Source organism: Aquirufa sp. 5-AUSEE-100C1 (assembly GCF_054558655.1).
On record NZ_JBPXKO010000002.1, the window covers coordinates 560,743 to 582,855 of the forward strand.

At 42.6% G+C, this 22,113-nt stretch carries 19 protein-coding genes and 1 tRNA gene; 4 read left to right on the top strand and 16 right to left on the bottom strand.

Going from position 1 to position 22,113, the window contains the following annotated elements; translation table 11 throughout:
- Positions 1-2 precede the first annotated feature (2 nt).
- Entirely contained in the window at positions 3-2,180 is a 2,178-nt protein-coding gene (locus ACMH5P_RS06300) for a S9 family peptidase (RefSeq protein WP_459493492.1), read from the top strand.
- On the opposite strand, the gene ACMH5P_RS06305 is transcribed toward ACMH5P_RS06300, so the two are convergent.
- Positions 2,175-3,602: a hypothetical protein gene (locus tag ACMH5P_RS06305; RefSeq protein WP_459493493.1), complete on the bottom strand. Its 1,428-nt coding sequence runs from the start codon at positions 3,600-3,602 to the stop codon at positions 2,175-2,177. The genes ACMH5P_RS06300 and ACMH5P_RS06305 overlap by 6 nt on opposite strands.
- Positions 3,603-3,731: 129 nt before the next feature.
- Here ACMH5P_RS06305 and ACMH5P_RS06310 point away from each other — a divergent pair, with 129 nt between their 5' ends.
- Positions 3,732-4,391, top strand: a complete 660-nt coding sequence (locus tag ACMH5P_RS06310; RefSeq protein ID WP_459493494.1) for a phosphatidylserine decarboxylase family protein — start codon at positions 3,732-3,734, stop codon at positions 4,389-4,391.
- Here the strand turns inward: ACMH5P_RS06310 and ACMH5P_RS06315 are convergent.
- The 8 genes from ACMH5P_RS06315 to ACMH5P_RS06350 form a co-directional block, all read right to left on the bottom strand.
- Positions 4,372-4,857 carry a GAF domain-containing protein gene (locus ACMH5P_RS06315; RefSeq protein ID WP_459493495.1) on the bottom strand — a complete coding sequence of 162 codons (486 nt, stop codon included), beginning with the start codon at positions 4,855-4,857 and terminating at the stop codon, positions 4,372-4,374. The two genes, ACMH5P_RS06310 and ACMH5P_RS06315, sit on opposite strands and share 20 nt — an antisense overlap.
- 1 nt (position 4,858) lies before the next feature.
- The gene (locus ACMH5P_RS06320; RefSeq protein WP_459493496.1) at positions 4,859-5,338 is read right to left on the bottom strand and encodes a hypothetical protein; all 480 of its coding nucleotides are present in this window, start codon (positions 5,336-5,338) and stop codon (positions 4,859-4,861) included.
- A 1-nt stretch (position 5,339) separates the two neighbouring features.
- Positions 5,340-6,113 carry a (Fe-S)-binding protein gene (locus ACMH5P_RS06325; protein WP_459493497.1) on the bottom strand — a complete coding sequence of 258 codons (774 nt, stop codon included), beginning with the start codon at positions 6,111-6,113 and terminating at the stop codon, positions 5,340-5,342.
- A gap of 2 nt (positions 6,114-6,115) precedes the next feature.
- Positions 6,116-6,991 (bottom strand): sterol desaturase family protein, encoded by an 876-nt coding sequence (locus tag ACMH5P_RS06330; RefSeq protein ID WP_459493498.1) that lies wholly within the window; start codon positions 6,989-6,991, stop codon positions 6,116-6,118.
- Complete coding sequence (locus ACMH5P_RS06335) at positions 6,988-7,959, bottom strand: alpha/beta hydrolase (RefSeq protein WP_459493499.1); 972 nt, start codon at positions 7,957-7,959, stop codon at positions 6,988-6,990. The genes ACMH5P_RS06330 and ACMH5P_RS06335 overlap by 4 nt, the downstream gene beginning before the upstream one ends.
- Positions 7,956-9,188 carry a 4Fe-4S dicluster domain-containing protein gene (locus ACMH5P_RS06340; protein WP_459493500.1) on the bottom strand — a complete coding sequence of 411 codons (1,233 nt, stop codon included), beginning with the start codon at positions 9,186-9,188 and terminating at the stop codon, positions 7,956-7,958. The genes ACMH5P_RS06335 and ACMH5P_RS06340 overlap by 4 nt, the downstream gene beginning before the upstream one ends.
- A 197-nt stretch (positions 9,189-9,385) precedes the next feature.
- The gene (uvrA, locus tag ACMH5P_RS06345) at positions 9,386-12,205 is read right to left on the bottom strand and encodes an excinuclease ABC subunit UvrA (RefSeq protein ID WP_459493501.1); all 2,820 of its coding nucleotides are present in this window, start codon (positions 12,203-12,205) and stop codon (positions 9,386-9,388) included.
- Positions 12,206-12,289: 84 nt separating this feature from the next.
- Positions 12,290-15,169, bottom strand: coding sequence for a TonB-dependent receptor (locus ACMH5P_RS06350; protein ID WP_459493503.1), 2,880 nt, complete (start codon positions 15,167-15,169; stop codon positions 12,290-12,292).
- A 208-nt stretch (positions 15,170-15,377) separates the two neighbouring features.
- Here ACMH5P_RS06350 and ACMH5P_RS06355 point away from each other — a divergent pair, with 208 nt between their 5' ends.
- Positions 15,378-16,421, top strand: coding sequence for a DUF3089 domain-containing protein (locus ACMH5P_RS06355; RefSeq protein WP_459493504.1), 1,044 nt, complete (start codon positions 15,378-15,380; stop codon positions 16,419-16,421).
- Positions 16,422-16,425: 4 nt separating this feature from the next.
- The gene (locus tag ACMH5P_RS06360; RefSeq protein ID WP_459493505.1) at positions 16,426-17,490 is read left to right on the top strand and encodes a mannose-1-phosphate guanylyltransferase; all 1,065 of its coding nucleotides are present in this window, start codon (positions 16,426-16,428) and stop codon (positions 17,488-17,490) included.
- On the opposite strand, the gene ACMH5P_RS06365 is transcribed toward ACMH5P_RS06360, so the two are convergent.
- The 7 genes from ACMH5P_RS06365 to aroC all read right to left on the bottom strand — a co-directional run bounded on the left by ACMH5P_RS06365 (position 17,487) and on the right by aroC (position 22,111).
- Entirely contained in the window at positions 17,487-18,368 is an 882-nt protein-coding gene (locus ACMH5P_RS06365) for a MerR family transcriptional regulator (RefSeq protein WP_459493507.1), read from the bottom strand. The two genes, ACMH5P_RS06360 and ACMH5P_RS06365, sit on opposite strands and share 4 nt — an antisense overlap.
- A gap of 45 nt (positions 18,369-18,413) precedes the next feature.
- On the bottom strand, positions 18,414-19,052 hold the full coding sequence (locus tag ACMH5P_RS06370; RefSeq protein ID WP_459493508.1) for a carotenoid biosynthesis protein: 639 nt from the start codon (positions 19,050-19,052) through the stop codon (positions 18,414-18,416).
- 10 nt (positions 19,053-19,062) lie between these two features.
- Positions 19,063-19,680, bottom strand: a complete 618-nt coding sequence (locus ACMH5P_RS06375; protein WP_459493509.1) for an NYN domain-containing protein — start codon at positions 19,678-19,680, stop codon at positions 19,063-19,065.
- A gap of 54 nt (positions 19,681-19,734) precedes the next feature.
- Positions 19,735-19,808: transfer RNA gene (locus tag ACMH5P_RS06380), tRNA-His, on the bottom strand.
- Positions 19,809-19,900: 92 nt separating this feature from the next.
- Entirely contained in the window at positions 19,901-20,512 is a 612-nt protein-coding gene (locus ACMH5P_RS06385; protein WP_459493510.1) for a superoxide dismutase, read from the bottom strand.
- A 73-nt stretch (positions 20,513-20,585) separates the two neighbouring features.
- Positions 20,586-21,026, bottom strand: a complete 441-nt coding sequence (locus ACMH5P_RS06390; protein ID WP_459493511.1) for a nucleoside deaminase — start codon at positions 21,024-21,026, stop codon at positions 20,586-20,588.
- The gene (gene aroC, locus ACMH5P_RS06395) at positions 21,026-22,111 is read right to left on the bottom strand and encodes a chorismate synthase (protein WP_459493512.1); all 1,086 of its coding nucleotides are present in this window, start codon (positions 22,109-22,111) and stop codon (positions 21,026-21,028) included. Before aroC ends, ACMH5P_RS06390 begins: the two co-directional genes overlap by 1 nt.
- Positions 22,112-22,113: the final 2 nt, after the last annotated feature.

Consider the following 22,113-nt stretch of genomic DNA (forward strand, 5'->3'; position numbering starts at 1 on the left):
ATATGAAAATCAAATACCTTCTGTTAGGATTCCTTATCCTGGGATCAGCGACAACATTCGCCCAAAAAGACATTTCTTTGGATGACATCTGGTCGAAGCCCATATTCCGTCAAAAGAACATTCAAAATTTAAACTGGACGAAGGATGGACAGTCCTATTTAGAGTTAAAAGAAGGCAAAATTCTCAAATACAATGTCCTTGACCCAAGTAAGTTCGAGATTCTTTTTGATGAAGCGATTCACAAAACAAGCATGGGAGGTACCATCCATGTACAGGAATTTGAAATATCATCAGATGAACAAACGATTCTTATCGGAACTGCATCAGAACCGATCTATCGCCGCAGCTCAAAGGAGACAAACTATTTGTTTAATCGATCAAATGGCAGTTTAAAATTACTCTCCCAGGGAGACAAACAGATGCATGCAACATTATCACCTGATGGGAAACGTGTAGCATTTGTTCGTAATAACAATCTTTTTTGGGTGGATGTAGCAAGTGGAAAAGAAACAGCCATCACCACGAATGGCAAGGTCAATCAATTGATTCATGGAGCTTGTGACTGGGTTTATGAGGAAGAGTTTTCGTTTGCGAAGGCATTTGTTTGGTCGCCAGATAGTAAGAGGGTTGCCTTTTATACCTTCGACGAAAGTCGGGTACCCGAATACAACATGCAGATGTGGGGTGAATTATATCCACAAGATTATCGCTACAAGTACCCAAAGGCAGGCGAGGCAAATTCAATCGTGAGTTTATCGGTGGCCCTTTTGGATGAGAACAAAATCCAGCCTATTAATGTAGGTACCGAAAAGAACCAATACATCCCTCGTTTGAAATGGACCACGAATCCGGATGTGGTGGGATTTATTCGCCTAAATCGCTTACAAAATCACATGGAATTGTTGCACCATAGCATTAGCAAAGCAACAACTAGCCTCGTGTATGATGAACATACGGATACCTCGATTGAGATTGAGGCAATTGGGAATGACATCACCTATTTAGCTGATGGGAAATCGTTTATATTTAGTTCCGAGCGAAGCGGTTTCAAACATCTGTATGTTGGCGAAATTGCAACCGGTAAATATACGGCGATCACAGCTGGAAATTGGGAGGTAGATGACTTCTATGGCTACCAAGAAAAAACCAAAACATTGTATTTCAATTCTACGGAGCAAGGGCCGATTGGTCGTCAAGTTTATGCGATCAAAATCGATGGGACTGGGAAGAAGTTAATCTCTACATCCGGCGGAACAAATACAGCCAGCTTTAGTCCCGACTTTTCATTTTACATGTTAAATAATAGCTCGGCAAAAAAACCCTTAACAATCTCTTTGTTAAGCTCGACTAAAGGATTGGTGAGAGTATTAGAAGATAACCAAAAATTGCAGGCTCAAATCACGGAATATCAATTATCCCCACGTGAATTTTTCGAGATTCCTTTGGCGAATGGAGATCATTTGAATGCCTATTGGATTAAGCCCGCAAATTTTGATCCGAACAAGAAATACCCGGTATTGATGCATGTTTATGGAGGACCAGGAAGCCAACAAGTTCTTGATTCGTACCCGGGGGCTGATTTTTATTGGTATCAAATGCTGTTGAAAAAAGGCTATTTGATTTATTGCGTCGACAACCGTGGAACGGGTGGCCGCGGAGTAGCCTTCAAGAAAATCACGTACCAAAACTTAGGTCGCATCGAGGTACAAGACCAAATCTTTGCCGCTAAGTATATTGGCAACTTACCTTATGTGGATAAAAGTCGGATCGGAATTTGGGGATGGAGTTACGGCGGATTCATGTCGGCCAATTGCCTCATGCAAGGTGCAGATGTGTTTAAGGCGGCGATTTCAGTGGCTCCGGTGACCAACTGGAGATTCTATGATTCGATTTACACAGAACGCTACCAACGCACCCCTCAAGAAAATGCGGCGGGTTACGATGAAAACTCTCCGGTATACCATGTGAATAAATTGAAAGGCAACTTATTGCTCGTACACGGAACGGGGGATGACAATGTTCATTTCCAAAATGCGGTGGCCTTAGAAGATGCGTTGATTAAGGCGAATAAACAGTTTCAAAGCTTTTATTATCCGAACCGGAATCATGGAATTTCAGGAGGGAATACCCGATTACACCTATACACGATGTTGACGAATTTCTTAGAAAAGAACTTATAATTTTTTGAGTTCCTTGTAGATGGTATCGGTCAAGCGATAGGTCAGCATGCGTTGATCCTTTTCATCGGCTTGAATGTCCAACACTTGTTCGCCTGGGAAAACGAGTCCGAGGGACTTGGTCAAACCATCGATTAATTTAGCCCTGAATTGCCTTTGTGATTCGGGGCTACTTTTATGTTTGCCAAAGAAGGCAACAATCTGATGCCCCGAGACATGGCCTTGGCGATAATTCAAACGAAGAAAATCTAGGAATTGACGTTCGTTTACACCTAATAATAGATTGAGCTGTTGTTTTTTCTTACGGTGCTTTAAAAGTACGAGAAAACGCAAGATGACAATCAACAGGACCACCCCTAAAATAGCTAAAGCGATTTGCTGAATATTCTCGAGTAAAGGTTTCTCCATGACAGGGCCCATATATTCACTTTCCTTCAAAAGCGTTTGTATCGAGACTTCCGCTACTTGGAAATTCCCATAAGGATAGGACTCTTGCACCTGTGGCAAAAAGATACTTTGCCCTCGAGTAAATACTCCGTAAATAATACCACGCTCCTCATTAAACTTTCTAATTTGAAAACGGGCAGGGTTCGTCCACAGATAGCCCTTATAAGAATCTTGCGTATCAATAATGTAGAGTAAGTCATGATTGTAACCCGAGGTTATTTCATAGGGCGAAATGATAATGTAACGTCCCAGCGATAGCATAAAATTATTGCGTTTATGCCCAATGATTTGACGTAACCTGGGTTCAAATACCTCCCCCAAACGCTTAAATCGTTTATCAGAAAAGGTATAGTTATAGATACCAAAATCAAGATCCAACACCTCGGCGGATTCGGTTTGATTAATGCGATTTGCCCCAATTTGAACAAAAATATCTGTCTCAGGAATATAAACACCAAAATGTTTGTGAATAGATCGAGGAATATCCCCTTGGGCCAAAATGTGCTGCCAATCTTTGGATACAGGATTATATTTGGTCATGATGTTTGTCGATTGCCAAAAACCATAACCGCCAAAACTATACAATTCATTTTTGCGCGCAAATTGCACCGCTTGACAATTGGCACCGCGGAAAAAAGTTAAATCCTCGCGTTTTAACGATTTTGAGGCTAAAGTGAACCGATAGACCTGACCGCTGCATTCCATGATCAGAAAAGTACCTACCTGACCATCTAATTTCACGGGATTTAATCCATCAGCGCTCGAATAAACTTCACCTGCTTTTACATCTTGAAAATGAACGACTCCCAAATCATCCCATCTGCCTTGGGCATTGGATTGATATAAATGGCTATTAAAAAAATCGATTTTATAGCAAGTAGAAATACCTGGTTCTCGCCAAGAAATTGTCTGTGCTCGAGTAGCAAATAAAGCTACTAAGGAGAAAAAGATTAATAAAACGACGATACGAATACGCATAAATCTGAATAACGACAGCCCAAAAATGCACTTTTTTTATACAAAAATTGAATATTGTTTAGGTAACGGTCCAAAAAATGTAGTAATTTTGTCCTTCCTGCCTAGTCCCGCAGTATAAAATACAATTACATGACATTACATCGAGAAGGAAAATCATTATTAATCAGTTCATTGCTTATCGTTTTAGTAATTAATGGCCTAGTCGCTTACTTTTTCCCTGAACAAGTATATTTACGCGAAGGTATTGTTGTCATTACTTCTCTTTTCTTTTTAATCATCCTCCAATTCTTTCGTGTACCTAAACGTCACACGGACATTAATCCGAATCACATCATTGCACCTGCAGATGGTAAAGTTGTTGTTATCGAGGAAGTAGAGGAGCCGGAATACTTCAAGGGCAAAAGAAAGCAGGTATCGATTTTTATGTCTCCGATTAACGTACACGTGAACTTTAATCCAATTTCCGGCATGGTAAGTTATTTTAAATATCACCCAGGCAAATACCTTGTCGCTTGGCATCCCAAATCAAGTACTGAAAACGAGCGTACCACGGTTGTCGTTAAACATGAAAATGGGACAGAGGTCTTATTCCGTCAGATTGCTGGTGCCTTAGCTAAACGTATTTGTTGGTATGTAAAAGAAGGCGACCAAGTAACCCAAGGTCAGGAATTTGGCTTTATCAAATTCGGTTCTCGAATAGATATCTACCTTCCTTTGGATGCGGAAATTTGTGTGAATATCGGTGACAAACCTGTCGGTTCCGAAACGGTTATTGCCAAGCTTCGTTAATTAAGCCCAATATTTTCTCAAGGCCTTGTTGGTCGACAAGCGAGAAGTCATTCAAGACATCCGAATCGACGTCTAGTACCATCGTAACCTTACCTACTTGATTTTTTACGGGTAGTACAATCTCTGATTTAGAGGCAGATGCACAAGCAATATGCCCTGGAAAAGCATCGACATCCGGAACAATCACAGTCTCGGCAATCGTGTAAGCATGCCCGCAAACGCCTTTATGAAAGGGAATCCGCGTGCAAGCTACGGGGCCTTGAAAGGGCCCCAAGACCAATTGACCGTCCTTCACGATATAAAAACCTACCCAGAAAAAACTGAATACTTCTTTAATCGCGGCAACGATGTTGGCCAAGTTAGCTGTTTGATCATTTTCTCCGGCCAACAAGCCTTGAATCTGAGGATATAATGCTGCATATTTTTCCTCCCGTGAACCCGTCGGAATCTGTAAATCTTCTGCCATGTTAAAAATAACGCTTTAAATAAGAATCTGCTGCTTTGCTCGACCAAGTTGACCGGTATTGACCAAGCGTTTGCAATAGTGGAGTTATGATTTCGTCTGAGGGACTTAATTCACCCGCTTGAACAGCGGATTTCAATTGACCTAAAGCAACTAAATGAACTTGCTCGTCACGGATGACGGCAACGTCCCGACTGAAAAAATCGACTTCCAAAGATTCCCCTAATGACTTAAACCAGCGCGTCGAGGCATCAATGGAACAACCCGATGCTGCATTCATCGCTTCATTTACAGCGATTATAATAACTTGATGGTAGCGAATCTCGAAAGATGCCTGTAAAGGTGCCCCATGTGCCTCCCAGGCTTGACAAGATTGAATAAGCGTGTGGGAAATTAAATCGAGTTCCTGTGAATTTAGGAATCTCGAGGCTTGGTATACCCAAATTCGGGCGGAATCAGGTAGATCTTGAAAGGGTATATACATCTTATTTTAAGCTTTGCTGAACCAATTCAGCTAAATCTACTACTTGGATTTCATGTTCTTTGCCGGATTTATTCAAGCCATCTTGCAGCATCACCATACAGAAAGGACAACCCAAAGCTACTTTATTTACGCCAGATTCTAAGATTTCTCCCGTACGCTTTACTTGTACATCTTCTTTACCGGGTTCAGGTTCCTTAAAAACCTGGGCGCCACCGGCACCACAGCAGAGGCCTTTGGTCCGACAGCTTTTCAGTTCCTTGAGTTCCTTTTTTAAACCCGTAATGACCTCGCGTGGCGCATCATATACGCCATTCCCACGCCCTAAGTAACACGAATCATGAAAGGCAATCGTTTCTTTCTCTTCATTGAATTGAATCTTTCCGGCTGCCAATAATTCCGATAGCAATTGGCTATGATGAATCACATCATAGCTCCCACCCAATGATGGATATTCATTTTTCAATGTATTAAAACAATGAGGACATGCCGTTACTATTTTCTTTACACCATACATGTTCAAGACCTCAATATTCTGCATGGCCTGCATTTGGAACAAAAACTCGTTCCCCGCTCGCCGAGCTGGATCCCCCGTACAGGACTCTTCAGTGCCCAAAACAGCGAATTTGACACCTACATGGTTCAATATTTCACACAAGGCGCGTGTCACTTTTTTATGTCGGTCATCGAATGATCCCGCACAACCTACCCAAAACAATAAATCAGGGCTCTCTCCTTTTGCAGCCCATTCGGCCATCGTTGTTACTTGCAGTTCCATGACTATTTCTTTTTTTCTAAAGCTCGCATTTGTTCTACGGTCAGCCGACTCCCATCATCGCTCCAACCTGGAGGGCCAAACAAAAATCCGATTACCTGTTTCATGGATTTTGCCTGCGCCAAGTCCTTTCCAATTTGTACCCATTCGTAAAAAGCAATTTTGGCAGGATTATAGCTCACAATTTGTTTGGTTAAACCATAATGTGGCCGAGCCTTTTCCTCTTTAAAAGAACCAAAGATTCGATCCCAGATAATCAATACCCCCGCATAGTTCGTATCTAAATACTCCAAATCCGTCCCATGATGCACGCGGTGGTGAGATGGGGTATTAAAAATTTGCTCAAACCAATTTGGCATTTTTTGAATGAATTCGGTGTGAATCCAATATTGATAAAGCAAGCTGGTTTGTTGGAAAAAGAACACAATAAACGGATGAACGCCCAAAAGAGGCAACCAAGCCCAGAACAAAAACCCACCCGTTAAATTGCCAGTCCAAGTTTGTCGCAAGGCTGCCGCCAAATTATACCGAGGCGAGGAATGATGCACCATGTGCGAAGCCCAATAAAACCGCACAACATGTGAAATCCGATGAACCCAATAATAGGTAAAATCCTCAGCGAAAAAGGCAAATACCCATACAGGCCACCAATTAAACTGGAAATCAGCCAAACGCCAATTATTATAAATATAAAAGTAGGTCACGAAGGCTAAGCTCTTCGTAATCGTCCCTACGGCCAAATTCCCTAATCCAAGACCAATCGATGTTAACGAGTCCTTTGACTCAATAAAATCTCGTTGCTCCTTGTAAGAAAGCCAAGACTCAAAAAGTACCGTCGCCAGAAAAAAGGGAACGGCATATAGTATTAATTGAGGCGTCATAGTTTGTTGATAAATTCAATCGAGGCTTTAATAGGCAAATCCACTCGCTTTCCAAGAATATCCGAAGTGATTACATGATAACCTGAAAGCGGAAATGCTTGTTCTTGTTTGATCTTACTTCCTAATTTAGGGAACATGTCGCGCATAGCCTGTACTGAAACGACGTTATCTTGATGTTCTTCGTCTTGGTAATAATAACCGAGGAAAACAGGCACTTTAACCTGTGAAAACGTCTCCTCGGTCATCTCGTGTGTCAAGAAATTCTGAATGGCCACAATTCCCTCCAAACGATAATGCAAACTCCAAAAACTTTTATGTCCCGAGCTAACCGATGGAATATCGCGAAAATCACTTCGCATCACAGCTCGCGCTAATTGCAATCCCCACGGATTATCCACCAAGGGGGCAGTAGGATCCTTGATCGCAATGCATGGCCCATAAAGCATCAAAGCCTTTATGTCCGGGTGTTTCGAGGCTAAAACCAAAGACATCGCACCCCCAAAGGACGTACCTAAAACAATGACCTCATCACCGAGCTTTTTTGCCAGTGCATAATAATTTTCAACACTCTGATAAAATTTATCTGCGGTGGCTTTAGCCATTGTCGAATCTGTTGGGAATTCCCCATGATCCTCCACACGCGCCAAAACTAAGTTGGCCTTCAACGCCTTCGCAACCGCCTTGTGCAAAGGATTCCCCTCCATTGGCGAGGCTGAAAAACCGTGTACATAGAGAACAACCGTCTTTGTTTTTTGCGGATTCGCCGAATCAGCCCAAATAATCTGGCCCTCGTTATCCGGCTTCAGGTTACGATTTGTGGCTTCCTTGGCTTTCAAATAGGCACTAACTGCCATGGGATCTTGCGGAATGTCATTCCAAGATGGGCCGGGTAAGGTCGGTGCATCCGGATGTGGCCCGAGGAAATAAAGAACCACTAAAGCGAGAATAACAAAGAGGATTTTTTTCATGATTTTGCCCAATTTAAGCGGTCATTTGCATCAAACTTCCAGGGTGCTTGATTTGTTTCAATCGTCGCAAACATGGCATTCCATGCCCCCGGAGCATCTGATTGCTCCATGATTTGATAGCGACGTAATTCTAAGATAATATCTAATGGGGATAATTGAATCGGACAAGCTTCGACACAGGCTTGGCAGGTTGTACAAGCACGTAACTCCTCCGCACTGATGTAATTCCCCAAAAGTGTATTGGTCGAATTCGGATCTTTTTGAAGCTCTTCCAGGCGATCTCGGGTATCCATCATGATTTTACGTGGAGATAACAACTTTCCCGTTTGATTGGCGGGACATTGTTCCGTACAGCGCCCACACTCGGTACAACTGTAAGCATCTAAAGCATTTTTAATTGTCAAATCCTTGATGTCCTGTGCACCAAACTTCACCTCTGTATTGGAAGGCTCTCCGGGTTTCCCCAACATGATATTCACCTCATTCATCACATGAGGCATATCCTGCATGCGCGCGCTAGAATCAAGATTGGAATAATAAACCGCCGGAAAGGCAAAAAAGATATGTAAGTGTTTGGAATAAGTCACATACAAGGCAAATAGAAGTATGCCCACCAAATGTATCCACCAGGCAGCCTGCTCAATAAAATGCAGATTCCCTTCCGGGAGAAGCGATTTTAAATGCTTTGAAATGACAAAGGAATATGCTGGATCAGCCGCATTCATCACATACAAAGCTGACATAAGAACGAGTTCGATAACGAGGATGTTCATCGCATCCTTCACAGGAAATCCCTTTAATTCACGTTGCTTATCAGGATCTAGGCGCTCCGGATTTTTTGAAATTCTCCGAAAGATAAATACGAGACAGGCAATGACTACCCCGCCAGCCAATAATTCAAAAAAATTAATGATAAACACGTAAAAAGCACCCAGGGTAGGTGCAAAAATTCGATGCGTCCCCAAAAGACCATCCAAGCTAATTTCAAGGATTTCAATATTTATTAAAACAAATCCCGCATAAATCAAAAAATGAAAAACACCTACCAGCGGCTTTTCAAACATCTTTTTTTGCCCAAAAGCGAGAAGCAATACACGCTTCCAACGCGCCGCAGAATTGGTCACATGAATAGGCTTGGCTAGATGCATTGTCTTCGCAATAAGTGCAAATCGACGCGCAATTAAGTAGCCCATCGAGCCCATTAGGAGGATGAAGATAATTTGGTTCATAATGAAGTGTTTGCTTGTTAATACGCTCAAGTTTTTTCACCCGAAAGCATCAACGAAATCCAATACCAAACTAGCGCAAAATCACGAGAGAAAAAAATCAAAATGATGATAATTTCTACCAAAATAGTTAAACGAATTCGACGCGAATCCAAGGAGATTAAATTAAATTATCGTATTCGAATTAGCGTCCGCTTGGGCTATGACATTTCTTTCTTCAAGAAACGGCCTGTTTCACTGCCTTTCACCTTACATATTTCTTCCGGTGTACCCGCCGCAACAAGTTTACCTCCGGCATTCCCTCCTTCAGGTCCCATATCAATCACATAATCCGACACTTTAACGACATCTAAATTGTGTTCGATAATTAATACGGTATTCCCTTTATCAACTAACTTTTGAAGGACATCCAATAATAATTTCACATCTTGAAAATGTAAACCGGTTGTCGGCTCATCCAAAACATACAAAGTCTTCCCTGTATCCTTTTTAGACAATTCCTCGGCCAACTTTACACGTTGGGCTTCCCCACCCGACAAAGTAGTGGCATGCTGGCCCAACGTAATATAACCTAAGCCAACCTCAGACAAGGTCTGTACACGGCGATGAATGCGAGGCTGATTCTCAAAAAATTCCAAGGCCTGCTCCACCGTCATATCCAACACATCCGAAATCGACTTCCCTTTGAAACGAACCTCCAAGGTCTCCCGATTAAATCGTTTGCCCTTACATGTTTCGCATTCCACTAACACATCAGGCAAAAATTCCATCTCAATCTTCTTGCGCCCCGCTCCTTCACAATCCTCACATCGGCCACCCTTCACATTGAAACTAAATCTTCCCGCCTTATACCCACGAATCTTCGACTCGGGTAGTTCACAATACAAGGCACGAATATCTGTATACATATTCGTATAGGTCGCTGGATTGGAACGAGGCGTCCGACCAATCGGGGATTGATCTACCTCAATGATTTTATCTATATGTTCTAATCCTGTGATTGATTTAAAGGGTAATGGATCTCGTTTAGTCCGATCAAAATGTTGCTTCAGTTTCAACACTAAGGTATCATGAATAAGCGTCGATTTTCCCGAGCCCGAAACTCCCGTCACGGTAATGAATTTCCCTAAAGGAAAAGACACGGAGACACCCTTTAAATTATTGCCCGTTGCGCCTTTCAATTCAATGCGATGCCCATTTCCTTCACGTCGCTTTGCAGGAGCTTTGATCGCTAAACTTCCATTTAAAAATTGAGCGGTCGGGGTACCTAATTTGATAAATTCAGCCGGAGTACCCGAGCCCACTACCTGACCACCATGTCGGCCAGCTCCCGGACCTATATCCAGAATATAATCTGACTCCAACATCATATCCTTATCATGCTCCACCACCAAGACCGAATTTCCTAAATCCCGCAAATCCTTCAAGGCCTGAATCAACTTCTCATTATCACGTTGATGTAAGCCGATTGAAGGTTCATCCATAATGTACAATACGCCCACTAATTGTGTACCGATCTGCGTAGCCAAACGAATCCGTTGAGATTCCCCTCCAGACAAGGTCTTCATCGGCCGGTCCAAAGTCAAATACGTCAAGCCAATTTGAGTTAAAAACGAAACCCGTTTACGAATCTCCTTAAGTACCTCCGACCCAATTTGAACTTGACGTTCCGAAATACGAGTCTCCACATCACTCAACCAAATCGCCAACTCCGCGATGTCCATTTGGGCTAATTCCCCAATGTGTTTCCCATCAATCTTAAAATGCAATGCCTCCTTTTTCAAGCGATAGCCTTGACATTCCGGGCACGTTTTTATCACTAAAAAATCTTGTAACCAATCCTGCGTCTTCTCCGAACCACTCTCTTGCTGCCTTTTCAAAAAGTTGATAATACCATCGTATTTCGAATTCCATTCCGAACCCACATATTTCTTCGAAGGTACCGGAACGGGCTCATCGGTTCCATACAACATCAACTCAACAGCTTCCCGCGGAAACTTCGCAATGGGCGTCGATAAACTAACTTGATAGGGCTTCAACAACACCTCCAACTGCTTGAAAATCCATAACTCCCGATACTCCCCAATCGGCGCAATTGCTCCACGTACGATACTTAATGATGGGTCTGGAATAACAGATTCTTCCGTGATTTCCTCTACGACCCCGAGTCCCGAACAACAAGGACATGCCCCGTATGGGCTATTGAAAGAAAATGTATTGGGCGCAGGTTCATCATAGGATAAACCCGTCTTGGGATCCATCAGGGTTTGGGAAAAATAATGCAATTTATTTGATGCATCTAACACAAAAACCTGACCTTTCCCCACATTCATTGCCGTTTGTAGACTTTGGGATAAACGTACGCGTTCATCTTCCGAGATAACCAAACGATCAACTACGACCTCGATATCGTGAACCTTAAAACGATCCAATTGCATTTTTGGCTCGATGTCCATGACTTCCCCATCCACACGTACCTTGGTATAACCCCACTTGGCAATCTGAACAAATAATTCACGGTAATGCCCTTTACGACCCTTGACAACCGGGGCCAACAAAATGACTTTCCCCTGGGCGAATTGAGACATCAAGGTGCCAATAATCTGGTCGACCGATTGCTTAACCATCTTCTCCCCACTCAAATACGAATACGCTTCTGAGGCACGGGCGTACAAGAGACGTAAGAAATCATAGATTTCAGTGACTGTCCCCAGCGTAGAACGGGGATTTTTAGACGTCGTTTTCTGTTCAATGGAAATCACCGGAGAAAGCCCCTCAATTTTATCCACATCCGGACGCTCCATGTTTCCTAAAAATGAGCGCGCATAAGCAGAGAAACTCTCCATATAACGGCGCTGTCCTTCGGCATAGATCGTATCAAAAGCCAGCGATGACTTCCCTGAACCTGAAATACCCGTAACGACAACCAATTGATTTCTTGGGATGGAAACATCAATATCTTTCAAATTGTGCTCACGCGCACCCAATACCTCAATATGTGAAAAACCCGTTAAGTCCATGCCTTTTCCTAAAAATTCAATCCTTAAAGGTACAAAAAAAGAGGCTGCCCTTTTCGGGGCAGCCTCAAGAAAAATGAGATTATCTTATTTGTTCAATAACTCATCAAATGTTAAGCTTACATAGTACATGCTACCCACTGTTGGGTTAGCCCATCCTGTCGTATAAGGAGTACCAAACAAGTTGGTTCCACCCACCTTCAAGATTGACTTCAAGCCCGGCAATTTCTTGCTCACCTGAGCATCTAATGTATTGAATGCTGGAATTAAACTCAACTGAGATTGGTTAACCACTTGATTAACAATCGATGATTGCCAAACAAATTTCTCTTGGTATCTCCAAACTGCATTGACACCCCAACCTGAACCACCGATATTACGATTTCCTAAAGAAACGTTTGTACGATAGTTTGGTGTGTTAAACGCTAATTGGTAATCACCCAATCCACCGTTGTCCTTCACCGCATTGTAAGACACGTTTGAACCCAAAGTCCAGTTCGAACCTAATTGGTAATCTAAGCTTAAGCCCCAACCGTTTGTAACAACTTCGTTATCCACGTTAGATGGGAACGAGAAAAGCTTGTTTCCTAAGACCGTTGGATCTTGGTGTTGAGCCGGTGTCTGAACAACAACCTGTCCAGCTGAGAAGTTTGTGAAGTTCGATTGGTAGATGTAGAAATCTGCTAATAAACGATCCCCTAAGAACCCTTTGTAACCGAATTCCATGGTACGAACTTGCTCAGGCTTCCAAGCTTTAGATTGATAAACTGAAGGCTTCCCAGCTAATACCGATTGAAGCGTAAATGAATTACCTGATAACTTGTAACGATCCTGAACGACTGGCAAACCACCTAACAAACGAGCGGATGGGGTATTCAAATCAATGTATTGATCTTGTGTCGTAGGAATACGGAAACCAGTTTGGTAAGACGCACGGAAGTTCGAACGGCCTTCTGTATAAACCCCTGTTAAACGTGGGCTAAATTGACCATCAAAGTTCTCATTCTTATCATAACGCATCGAACCTGTTAACTTAAACTTATCGTCAAACATTTTCTTAGCTACTTGCGCATATGCACCAAATTCGTTGATTGTAAATTCTTTGCCATTATCTTGCAAAGCAAACAAAGTTCCTTCTGAGTTCAACGCATATTGACGGTAGTTAGCACCCACAATTACCTCTAATTTATTGTTCAACTTCTCTGTGAAATTGTACATACCTTCTAAGTGGTATAGGGCCGACTTATCCGTAAACTTCGCTCCTTGTGGTAAAGGTCTTCCTTTGATGGCTTCCACAGCTGTATTAAACGCTGCAGTACCTGGAATCAAACGACCCGCATCAGCTACCGAACGAGCCGTTCCATGGTAGAATGGGAAGCTAGCTTGTGTACTAGCAATCGCTGCACCTACTGCAGTAGTTGGGTTTTTCGTTTGTGCTAAAGTAGTTTGTAATACAGTACTAAAGTTTGTCAATGCTAAACCAGCAAATGTGCTGAAGTATTCCGGATACCAAGCCGTACTAGGCTTAGCTGCCTCGTTGATCAACTGACCCAAAGTACCTGTTGCATAAGCATCTCCTGAATTCTCTTGTGTCGTGTAAGCACGTAAGAAGAAATTAGCACCCTTCAACTCCGCCTTGTATTGACCCATTGAGAAGTTCTTAATAGAGTAACGGTCAGCTCCCGTATATAAGGTAGTACCTTGACCATAAGAACCTTGTAAAATCAATTCAACTTTGTCATTAAAACGATAGTGCAATGCCGCATTGAATTTCATATTGCGGTTCGCATAAGATGCGATATCGCGCTCTGCATAACCTTGACGTGAAATATTCACATTGGGAACGATATATCCCAAAATAGCCGAAGGAGTTAACAACCCTCCAGTGGCTTTAGAAATTTGATTAATACCCGCAGTTAATGGGTTTGTAGGAATTCCCAATAAAGGAGATAATGACGATAACATATTCGCATTCGTCTCATCTCCATAAATACTTACTCCATTGTACGCCAAATTAGATGAGCGACTCCCGAAGCTTAACGACGATCCATTTAACAAACTTTGATCACGATCATCAGTTGCTTGCCAATCTTCCGCACTTAATGTATTGAAGTTGATCTTGTAAGCCCACTTGTTATTGATTGCTTTTGCGTAACGCAAAGAGATATCACTGTATGGCGTCAATGCCTCTGTACGATTACCTGCGTACATCGCACCCGCTTTTACCTGAGCACTCAAACCTTGATACAAGAATGGAGACTTTGAATTCATCAAAATGATACCATTCATCGCATTCGGACCATAAAGAGCAGATGCTGCACCTGGCAATACCTCGACACCCTCCAAATCCAACTCCGAAATACCTACGATGTTACCTACCGAGAAGTTCAAACCTGGCGCTTGGTTGTCCATACCGTCAATTAATTGAACCACACGAACGTTACCATTGCTATTAAAACCACGCATGTTCACTGAAGAGAAGTTCACTGACTGTGTACTTACCTCAACCCCTTTCATGTTGCGCAAGGCATCATAGAAGTTAACAGAAGGAGTTTCGCGAATCGCACGTAAGTCCATTTTCTCAATCGACACAGGTGATTGTAAAACAGATTCCTCAATACGAGAAGCAGAAACTACCACATCCTGCCCTAAAACAGACTGCTCTTTTAAGTCAATAGAAATATCAGATTTTGCTGATTTAACCGCAATTTCTTGACGCTCATATCCCACCATCGATACAGAGATCGTAAATGGAACGGGCGTTGTTGTCGTAAATGAAAAACGACCATTTGCATCGGTAATCGTACCGATTACTTTTCCTTTAACCGAAACACTTACCCCGATTAATGGTTCTTTGGATGCCGCATCTTTAACTGTTCCCCCTACTTTTGTCTGCGCATTCGCTACAAACGCAAGTAAAAAGATGACCGTGAAAATCGGCAAGATTTGAGTAAAAAGTTTTTTCATAAATGTAATTGTTTGAAGTTGTTGTGAATATTTTTCCACTTCTGAAACAAAGCTAAACAAGATTTGAGAATTTGCCCAATCTTTCATATTAAAATTATACCAATTTTTCCGAAAATATTTTAATTGAAAACAAATCTTAACATCCATTAAATCAATATTGCTTCCTAAACGCTTAATTTCTTAGTAGCTTTGACCAATTATTTCAAATATGTTGATTCTTCGGCAAATATTTCTTCTGAGCATAACCCTCTGTTTAGCAGCGGCTTGTAAAACTCAGGTTCCCGCAAACCTTTCTGTTGCTTGGAAAGAAAGCCCAATACCCCCTGAGATTAATTATGCCCTTTCAGAAAACTGGGCCGCATTGCCGAATCGCAAAGATGCAGCGGACGCAGTTCCCGCAAAATCACCCCTAAAGGATGAACAAGACCAAGCACAGGCTGATGTTTTTTTTATCCATCCAACCATTTACACCTACGCACCCAATACCCCCTTTCAATGGAACGCAAATATTCAAGATCAGTATTTGAATCATAAAGTCGATTCGTCTACCATCTTAAATCAAGCAACCATATTTAATGCAGCGGGTCGTGTCTATGCTCCACGCTACCGCCAAGCTCATTACTATGCATTTGTAACACCGAATAAGGCCGACAAAGACTCCTCGTTACAACTCGCCTACTCCGATGTCAAAAAAGCATTCGAATACTATCTGGAAAAACATAATAACGGTCGGCCATTCATTATCGCGTCCCATAGCCAAGGAACTGTTCATGCCACCCGCCTCATCAAAGAATTGATTGACGGCAAAAATTTACAAAAACAATTCGTGGCGGGATACTTAATTGGAATTGCAACGCCTAAAAACACATTTACCAATATCCAACCTTGCACCTCAGCAGATCAAACTGGCTGTTTCGTGGCTTGGACGACATTCCAGCAAGGTTACTTGCCACCTTGGCACCCTGGCAAACCAACTGAATTGGTTTCTACCAACCCGCTCACCTGGAGCCTCGACGAATCATTTGCCCCCAAAGAACTTAATGCAGGCGGGGTATCGTATGGATTCAAATGGGTTAAAAATTTCGCCGATGCCCAAAATCATCAAGGATTACTTTGGATTAATACCCCCTACGTTTTTGGACGAACTTTTGTCAAAATCAAGAATTGGCATCAGGCCGACATGAATTTATTTTACGCGCCGATTCGAAACAACGCCAAAAATCGCGTTTCGGCCTATTTAAAAGCAAAATAACATTATGCAAAATACCTACCTCATCATCATGGCTGGCGGCATCGGAACACGCTTTTGGCCCATCAGCCGTAGCGCCAATCCGAAGCAATTTCATGACGTTTTAGGTGTGGGAAAAACGATGCTCCAACAAACTGCAGAGCGTTTTGATGGCATCATTCCCCAAGAAAATATTTATGTGGTAACAAGTGAGGAGTTTGCTGGTATTGTCAAAGAACAATTGCCCTACCTGAAAGAAGAACAAATCCTTCAAGAGCCCCAACGCAAAAATACGGCACCCTGCATCGCCTATGCCGCCTATAAAATCGGTAAAAAGAACCCCAATGCAACGCTTGTCGTAGCACCCGCTGACCATGTCATCCTCAAAGAAATTGCCTTTCAAAATCATGTGAGAGCTGCCATTCAAACGGCCGAAGAGGATGTGCTCGTTACCTTAGGTATTCTTCCTACCCGGCCCGATACCGGCTATGGCTATATTCAATTTCAACCAAGTAATGGAATCGCAAAGACCGTCAAAACCTTTACCGAAAAACCCCACCTCGAACTAGCCGAGGCATTCTTGGATAGCGGGGATTATGTTTGGAACGCTGGACTCTTTGTATTTAAAATACCCGTCTTTAAACGTGAATTAGAAAAACACCTCTCTCGCTTAGCCGAACAATTCGATGAGGGAGAGGCATTCTATTACACCGAAGAAGAAAATGATTTCATTCGCAAAGTATACGCCGTTTGCAAAAGTATATCCATCGACAATGGCATCATGGAAAAAGCGCAAATTGTTAAAGTAATTTTGGCAGATATCGGCTGGTCAGATTTGGGTACTTGGAAATCCCTCTATGAAATCCATGAGAAAGATACAAACGGGAACGTAATCGATGGGAACGTGATGGTTTATGATACCAATAATTGCATCATCAAAACCCCTGAAAATAAATTAGTCGTCATTCAAGGACTTCAAAATTTCATCGTCGCCGAACATGAAAATGCGCTAATGATTTGTCCGCAGAACCAAGAACAAGAAGTGAAAAAATTTGTGGAGGCAGCCACCTACCTAAACCCGAAATTTTCTTAGGCGTTTGCTAAATCAATTAATGCCTGAAAATCATTCAATAAGGTAATATTCGTCGGAATCTTGCGGTCCGGCTGTAAAATCTGATAACCTGTGAGCAAGACCTTCGAATTCGGCAAATCGACCGCGAGACGCGCCACATAATCGTCAATTAATTCAGGATTCGGCTCCGAAGTGAACACACTAAATATATAATCCGGTTGGTGGATTTCGTAAGCAAGTAACAACTCTTCGTAAGGCAATGACTGCCCCAAGTATACCACGGAATGTTTGCGGGCACGAAAAACGTAATTGGCAAATAATAACCCGATTTCATGCAATTCGCCTTCTGGCAAGTAAAGCAAAAACTTCTTCGCATCCGGCTTCAAGCTCAAATCCTGCGCATCAATGCTCGAGATTAATTTCTGACGAATTAAGTGACTAATAAAATGCTCTTGGGCAGGACCCACGGATCCTGAAAGCCATAAGGTTCCCAAGCGACGCATGAAAGGGTAAATCACATGAAGCATGTAACTTTCAAAGCCATGGACCTGAACCATGTTTCGAGTCAACAACTGAAATTTGGCTTCATCTAAATCCAACATGGCTAAAGTCAGCGCCTGAATCTGATCCGGAAAATCGAATTGACTTTCCGATAAATGAAGAATGTGCGTAGCCATTTCGGCCTCCGACATATTTGCAATGGCCGAAATTTTAAAACCTCCTTTATCTTGAAGTAAAGCAATGTTAAGTACCCGTTTTAGCTCCTCGTCGGTGTACGTACGGATGTTGGTTTCCGTCCGACTAGGCGTTAAAATACCGTAGCGCTGCTCCCAAATACGCAATGTATGCGCCTTGATCCCACTTAAATTTTCTAAATCCTTAATTGAATATATGGCCATTCTCCGCATCAGTATACTAGGCTAACGATTCTAAAGAAAAATTGTTTAAGAAAAGATTTGCAATAATATCCAATGGCCCAAAAAGAAGCAAAACTGCAGGACAGCAATTAGCCGGAACAAACTTGATTTCGTAGATAAACCGGATGTATTATATACCCAATGAAAGAAAAAACTAATTAACCACCAAGCCCCAAAATTCTGAACAGGTACCGTATTTCCCGACCATTGCCAAAAATCAAAGTGCATGGCAACCGGCTCAATCAACAAATCCAATGCCGTCATTAACCCAGCTCCCAATGCGGCTTGGCCGATTTTCCCCGATACATTCCACTCAGCCACCACAGCATTCGTTGCAATTAATAAAATCACCCAATTCAACCCGATCGTAATCGGCACACGAAGTACCTGAAATCCTAGTGTTTTCCCGTAGGCATATACACCAAAAATTTGCCCCGTTTTCACACCGACAACCTCAACCATCCAAGCCACACAAGCTATCGCCGTTAGCAAGATGTAAGCGTTTCTAGAAGGATTGGGGTAATAAACCACACAAATAAAGGCCGTAAACCACAAGGTCAAAGGTGCCAACGAGGTAAACAACGCTGAGGTCGCTGGAATATTCATCCCGAGCAAACCAGCTGCATATAGAACAATTAAAAAACGCTTTAAAAATTGTGGGTTCATATGTTTATTTTTACCAACCAATAGGTTTATGCAATTCGATGCCATCCTCGCCTATCAACTGCATCGGCAATTGGCATTCTATTAATTTTTCTTTTGTAATCAATTGGCTCGAACGAGCCTCTTCCTCCAAACTGTCATTTTCGCGAAGGGGTGGAAATAACATGACTACGGATTTATCCGCAAAACTTTCATTGACTGCTTCGACACAAGGCGTAAAATCTGTGTCCCCTGAGACAACAAAAGAAACATCATACGCATCTAGGTGTGCGTCCATCAACAAATGTGTCGCTAAATTCACATCCGTCATTTTTTCCGTGGGCGTTATCCATTTATGATTACAATGATAGCACTCAATGGTTTTATTATGATAGGAGCCATAAATCAAATCGACACCTGTCAAAGCCAAAGCAGCTAAATAGGTGGACTGTCTCTCTTCCTTTGCCTCATTATGTGTGAGACGTGATGTAAAAAATTTGACAGCTACTAGTTCTTGATTCGAATCAAGAAAACTCTCCATGAGCTTTTTTACATCTAACCATTTACAAAACTTCAAGCCTGCGTCAACCATTCCAAAGTATAAATTGGAGCCGTCGATGTAGGCAATCACACGCTGCTTGGATTTGTTCATGACCAAAAATAAAAAAAAGTCCTGGCATTTTACCAGGACTTTCGAAATGAAACGGGCGGATGATGGGACTCGAACCCACGACCAAGCGCACCACAAACGCCTACTCTAACCAACTGAGCTACAACCGCCATTTAGGACTGCAAAAATACGGAAAGCTTGCAATAATGCAAACCCAAAAACAAAAAAAGGGGGAGAATTTTAAAAATCTCCCCCAATAAAATTATTTCTGAGCGGCTAAATAACGCGCTTCTGCCTTATTCCAATCAACAACACTCCAGAATGCATCAATGTAATCTGGGCGCTTGTTTTGAAACTTCAAATAGTATGCGTGCTCCCAAACATCCAACCCAATTACCGGAAAGCCTTTTACATCAGCTACATCCATCAATGGATTATCTTGATTTGGAGTTGATGAAACCGCAATGGATCCATCTTTTTGCGCCACTAACCAAGCCCAACCTGATCCAAAACGCGTAATACCCGCCTTCTTGAATTCTTCTTTGAACGCATCAAATGATCCGAATTTCGCATCAATCGCTTTCGCTAAGGTTCCTACTGGAGCTCCCCCGCCATTGGGAGATAAAATGTTCCAAAACAAATCATGATTATAGTGACCACCTCCATTATTACGAACGGCAGGAGACAAAGTCGAAATCGTCGCGAACAATTCCTCTAATGATTTACCCGCAAGTGGCGTATCATTAACCGCTGCATTCAAGTTGGTCACGTACGCATTGTGATGACGATCATGGTGAATCTCCATCGTTAATGCATCAAAATGTGGTTCTAATGCGTTATTCGCATAAGGTAAAGGTGCTAATTCAAAAGCCATATCTGTAATATTAAATTGTGAATGATAATGCTAAATTTTAAAACACGAATTGGGTACCTTTTGTTCGTTTCCCTTATCGTTTACGTGAAAAAAACTCTTTCAATAATGCCTCGGACTCCTCAGCTAATATTCCGCCAACAATCTCTGTTTTCGGATGCAAAACGCTCGAACCCAAAGCTCGAAAACCCCGCTTTTCCTCGGAAGCCCCAAAAACCAAACGTCCCAATTGAGACCAATACAAGGCCCCCGCGCACATCAAGCAGGGCTCCAAAGTAACATATAGGGTACAATCTTTTAAGTACTTCCCACCAATCGTTTGAGCGGCCGATGTAATTGCCAACATTTCCGCATGGGCCGTTACATCCGTCAAAATTTCGGTCTGATTAAATGCCTTCGCGACAATCTTTCCTTGACAAACGACAACTGCCCCAACCGGAATCTCATCCTCTTCCAGGGCCTGCTCTGCCTGACGGAGTGCTAATCCCATGTAATATGCATCCTCATTTAAAACCATTAGGCAGGCATTTGAATCACGCGATTACGTAAATAAAAATCCAATAGGACAATCGCTGCCATCGCCTCCACGATCGGTACTGCGCGAGGCACGACACATGGATCATGCCGCCCCTTTCCTGAAACCGTGATCTCCTCACCCTTTTCATTTAGACTCGATTGATCCTGCATAATAGTCGCCACCGGTTTAAATCCAACCCGGAAGTAAATGGGCTCACCATTGGAAATACCTCCTTGAATACCCCCAGAATGGTTTGTCAAGGTTTTTAAACTTCCATCTGGACGTTTCTCAAATAAATCATTATGTTGCGAACCTCGTAATGCGACCCCATCAAAACCACTTCCATATTCAAAGCCTTTCACCGCATTAATGCTCAGCATGGCCTTGCCTAATTCCGCATGCAATTTATCAAAAACGGGTTCCCCCAATCCCACCGGACAACCCGTGATGTAAGCCGAAACAACGCCTCCCACCGAGTCTCCCTCTTTCCGAATCTCATCAATATAGGTAAACATTTTCTCCGCCAATTCCGGATCCGGGCAACGCACCGCATTGGATTCCGTTAAACTCAAATCCAATTGCTCCACGGGTGTTTCTAATTTCAAGGTACCTACTTGGGAAACGTAAGCACGAATCTGAACGCCCAGCTGGCTTAAAACCAATTTTGCTAATGCTCCTGCCGCCACGCGAGCAACTGTCTCACGAGCAGACGATCGACCACCTCCGCGGTAATCACGTAGGCCATATTTTGCAAAATAGGTATAATCGGCATGGGATGGACGGAATTGATCCGCAATATGCGAATAGTCTTTGGAACGCTGGTCGCCATTCCAGACCAACATAGCAATAGGCGTACCCGTCGTTTTGCCATCAAAAACACCTGAAAGAACTTCGACAGAATCCGCCTCTTTTCGTTGCGTCGTAATACGCGATTGACCAGGCTTTCTGCGATCTAATTCAGATTGGATGAATTCCATATCGAAATCAACGCCTGCCGGACAACCCTGAATGACTACACCCACAGCGGCGCCATGTGACTCCCCAAAGGTGCTTATTTGAAAAATTTTACCGTATATACTCCCCATAA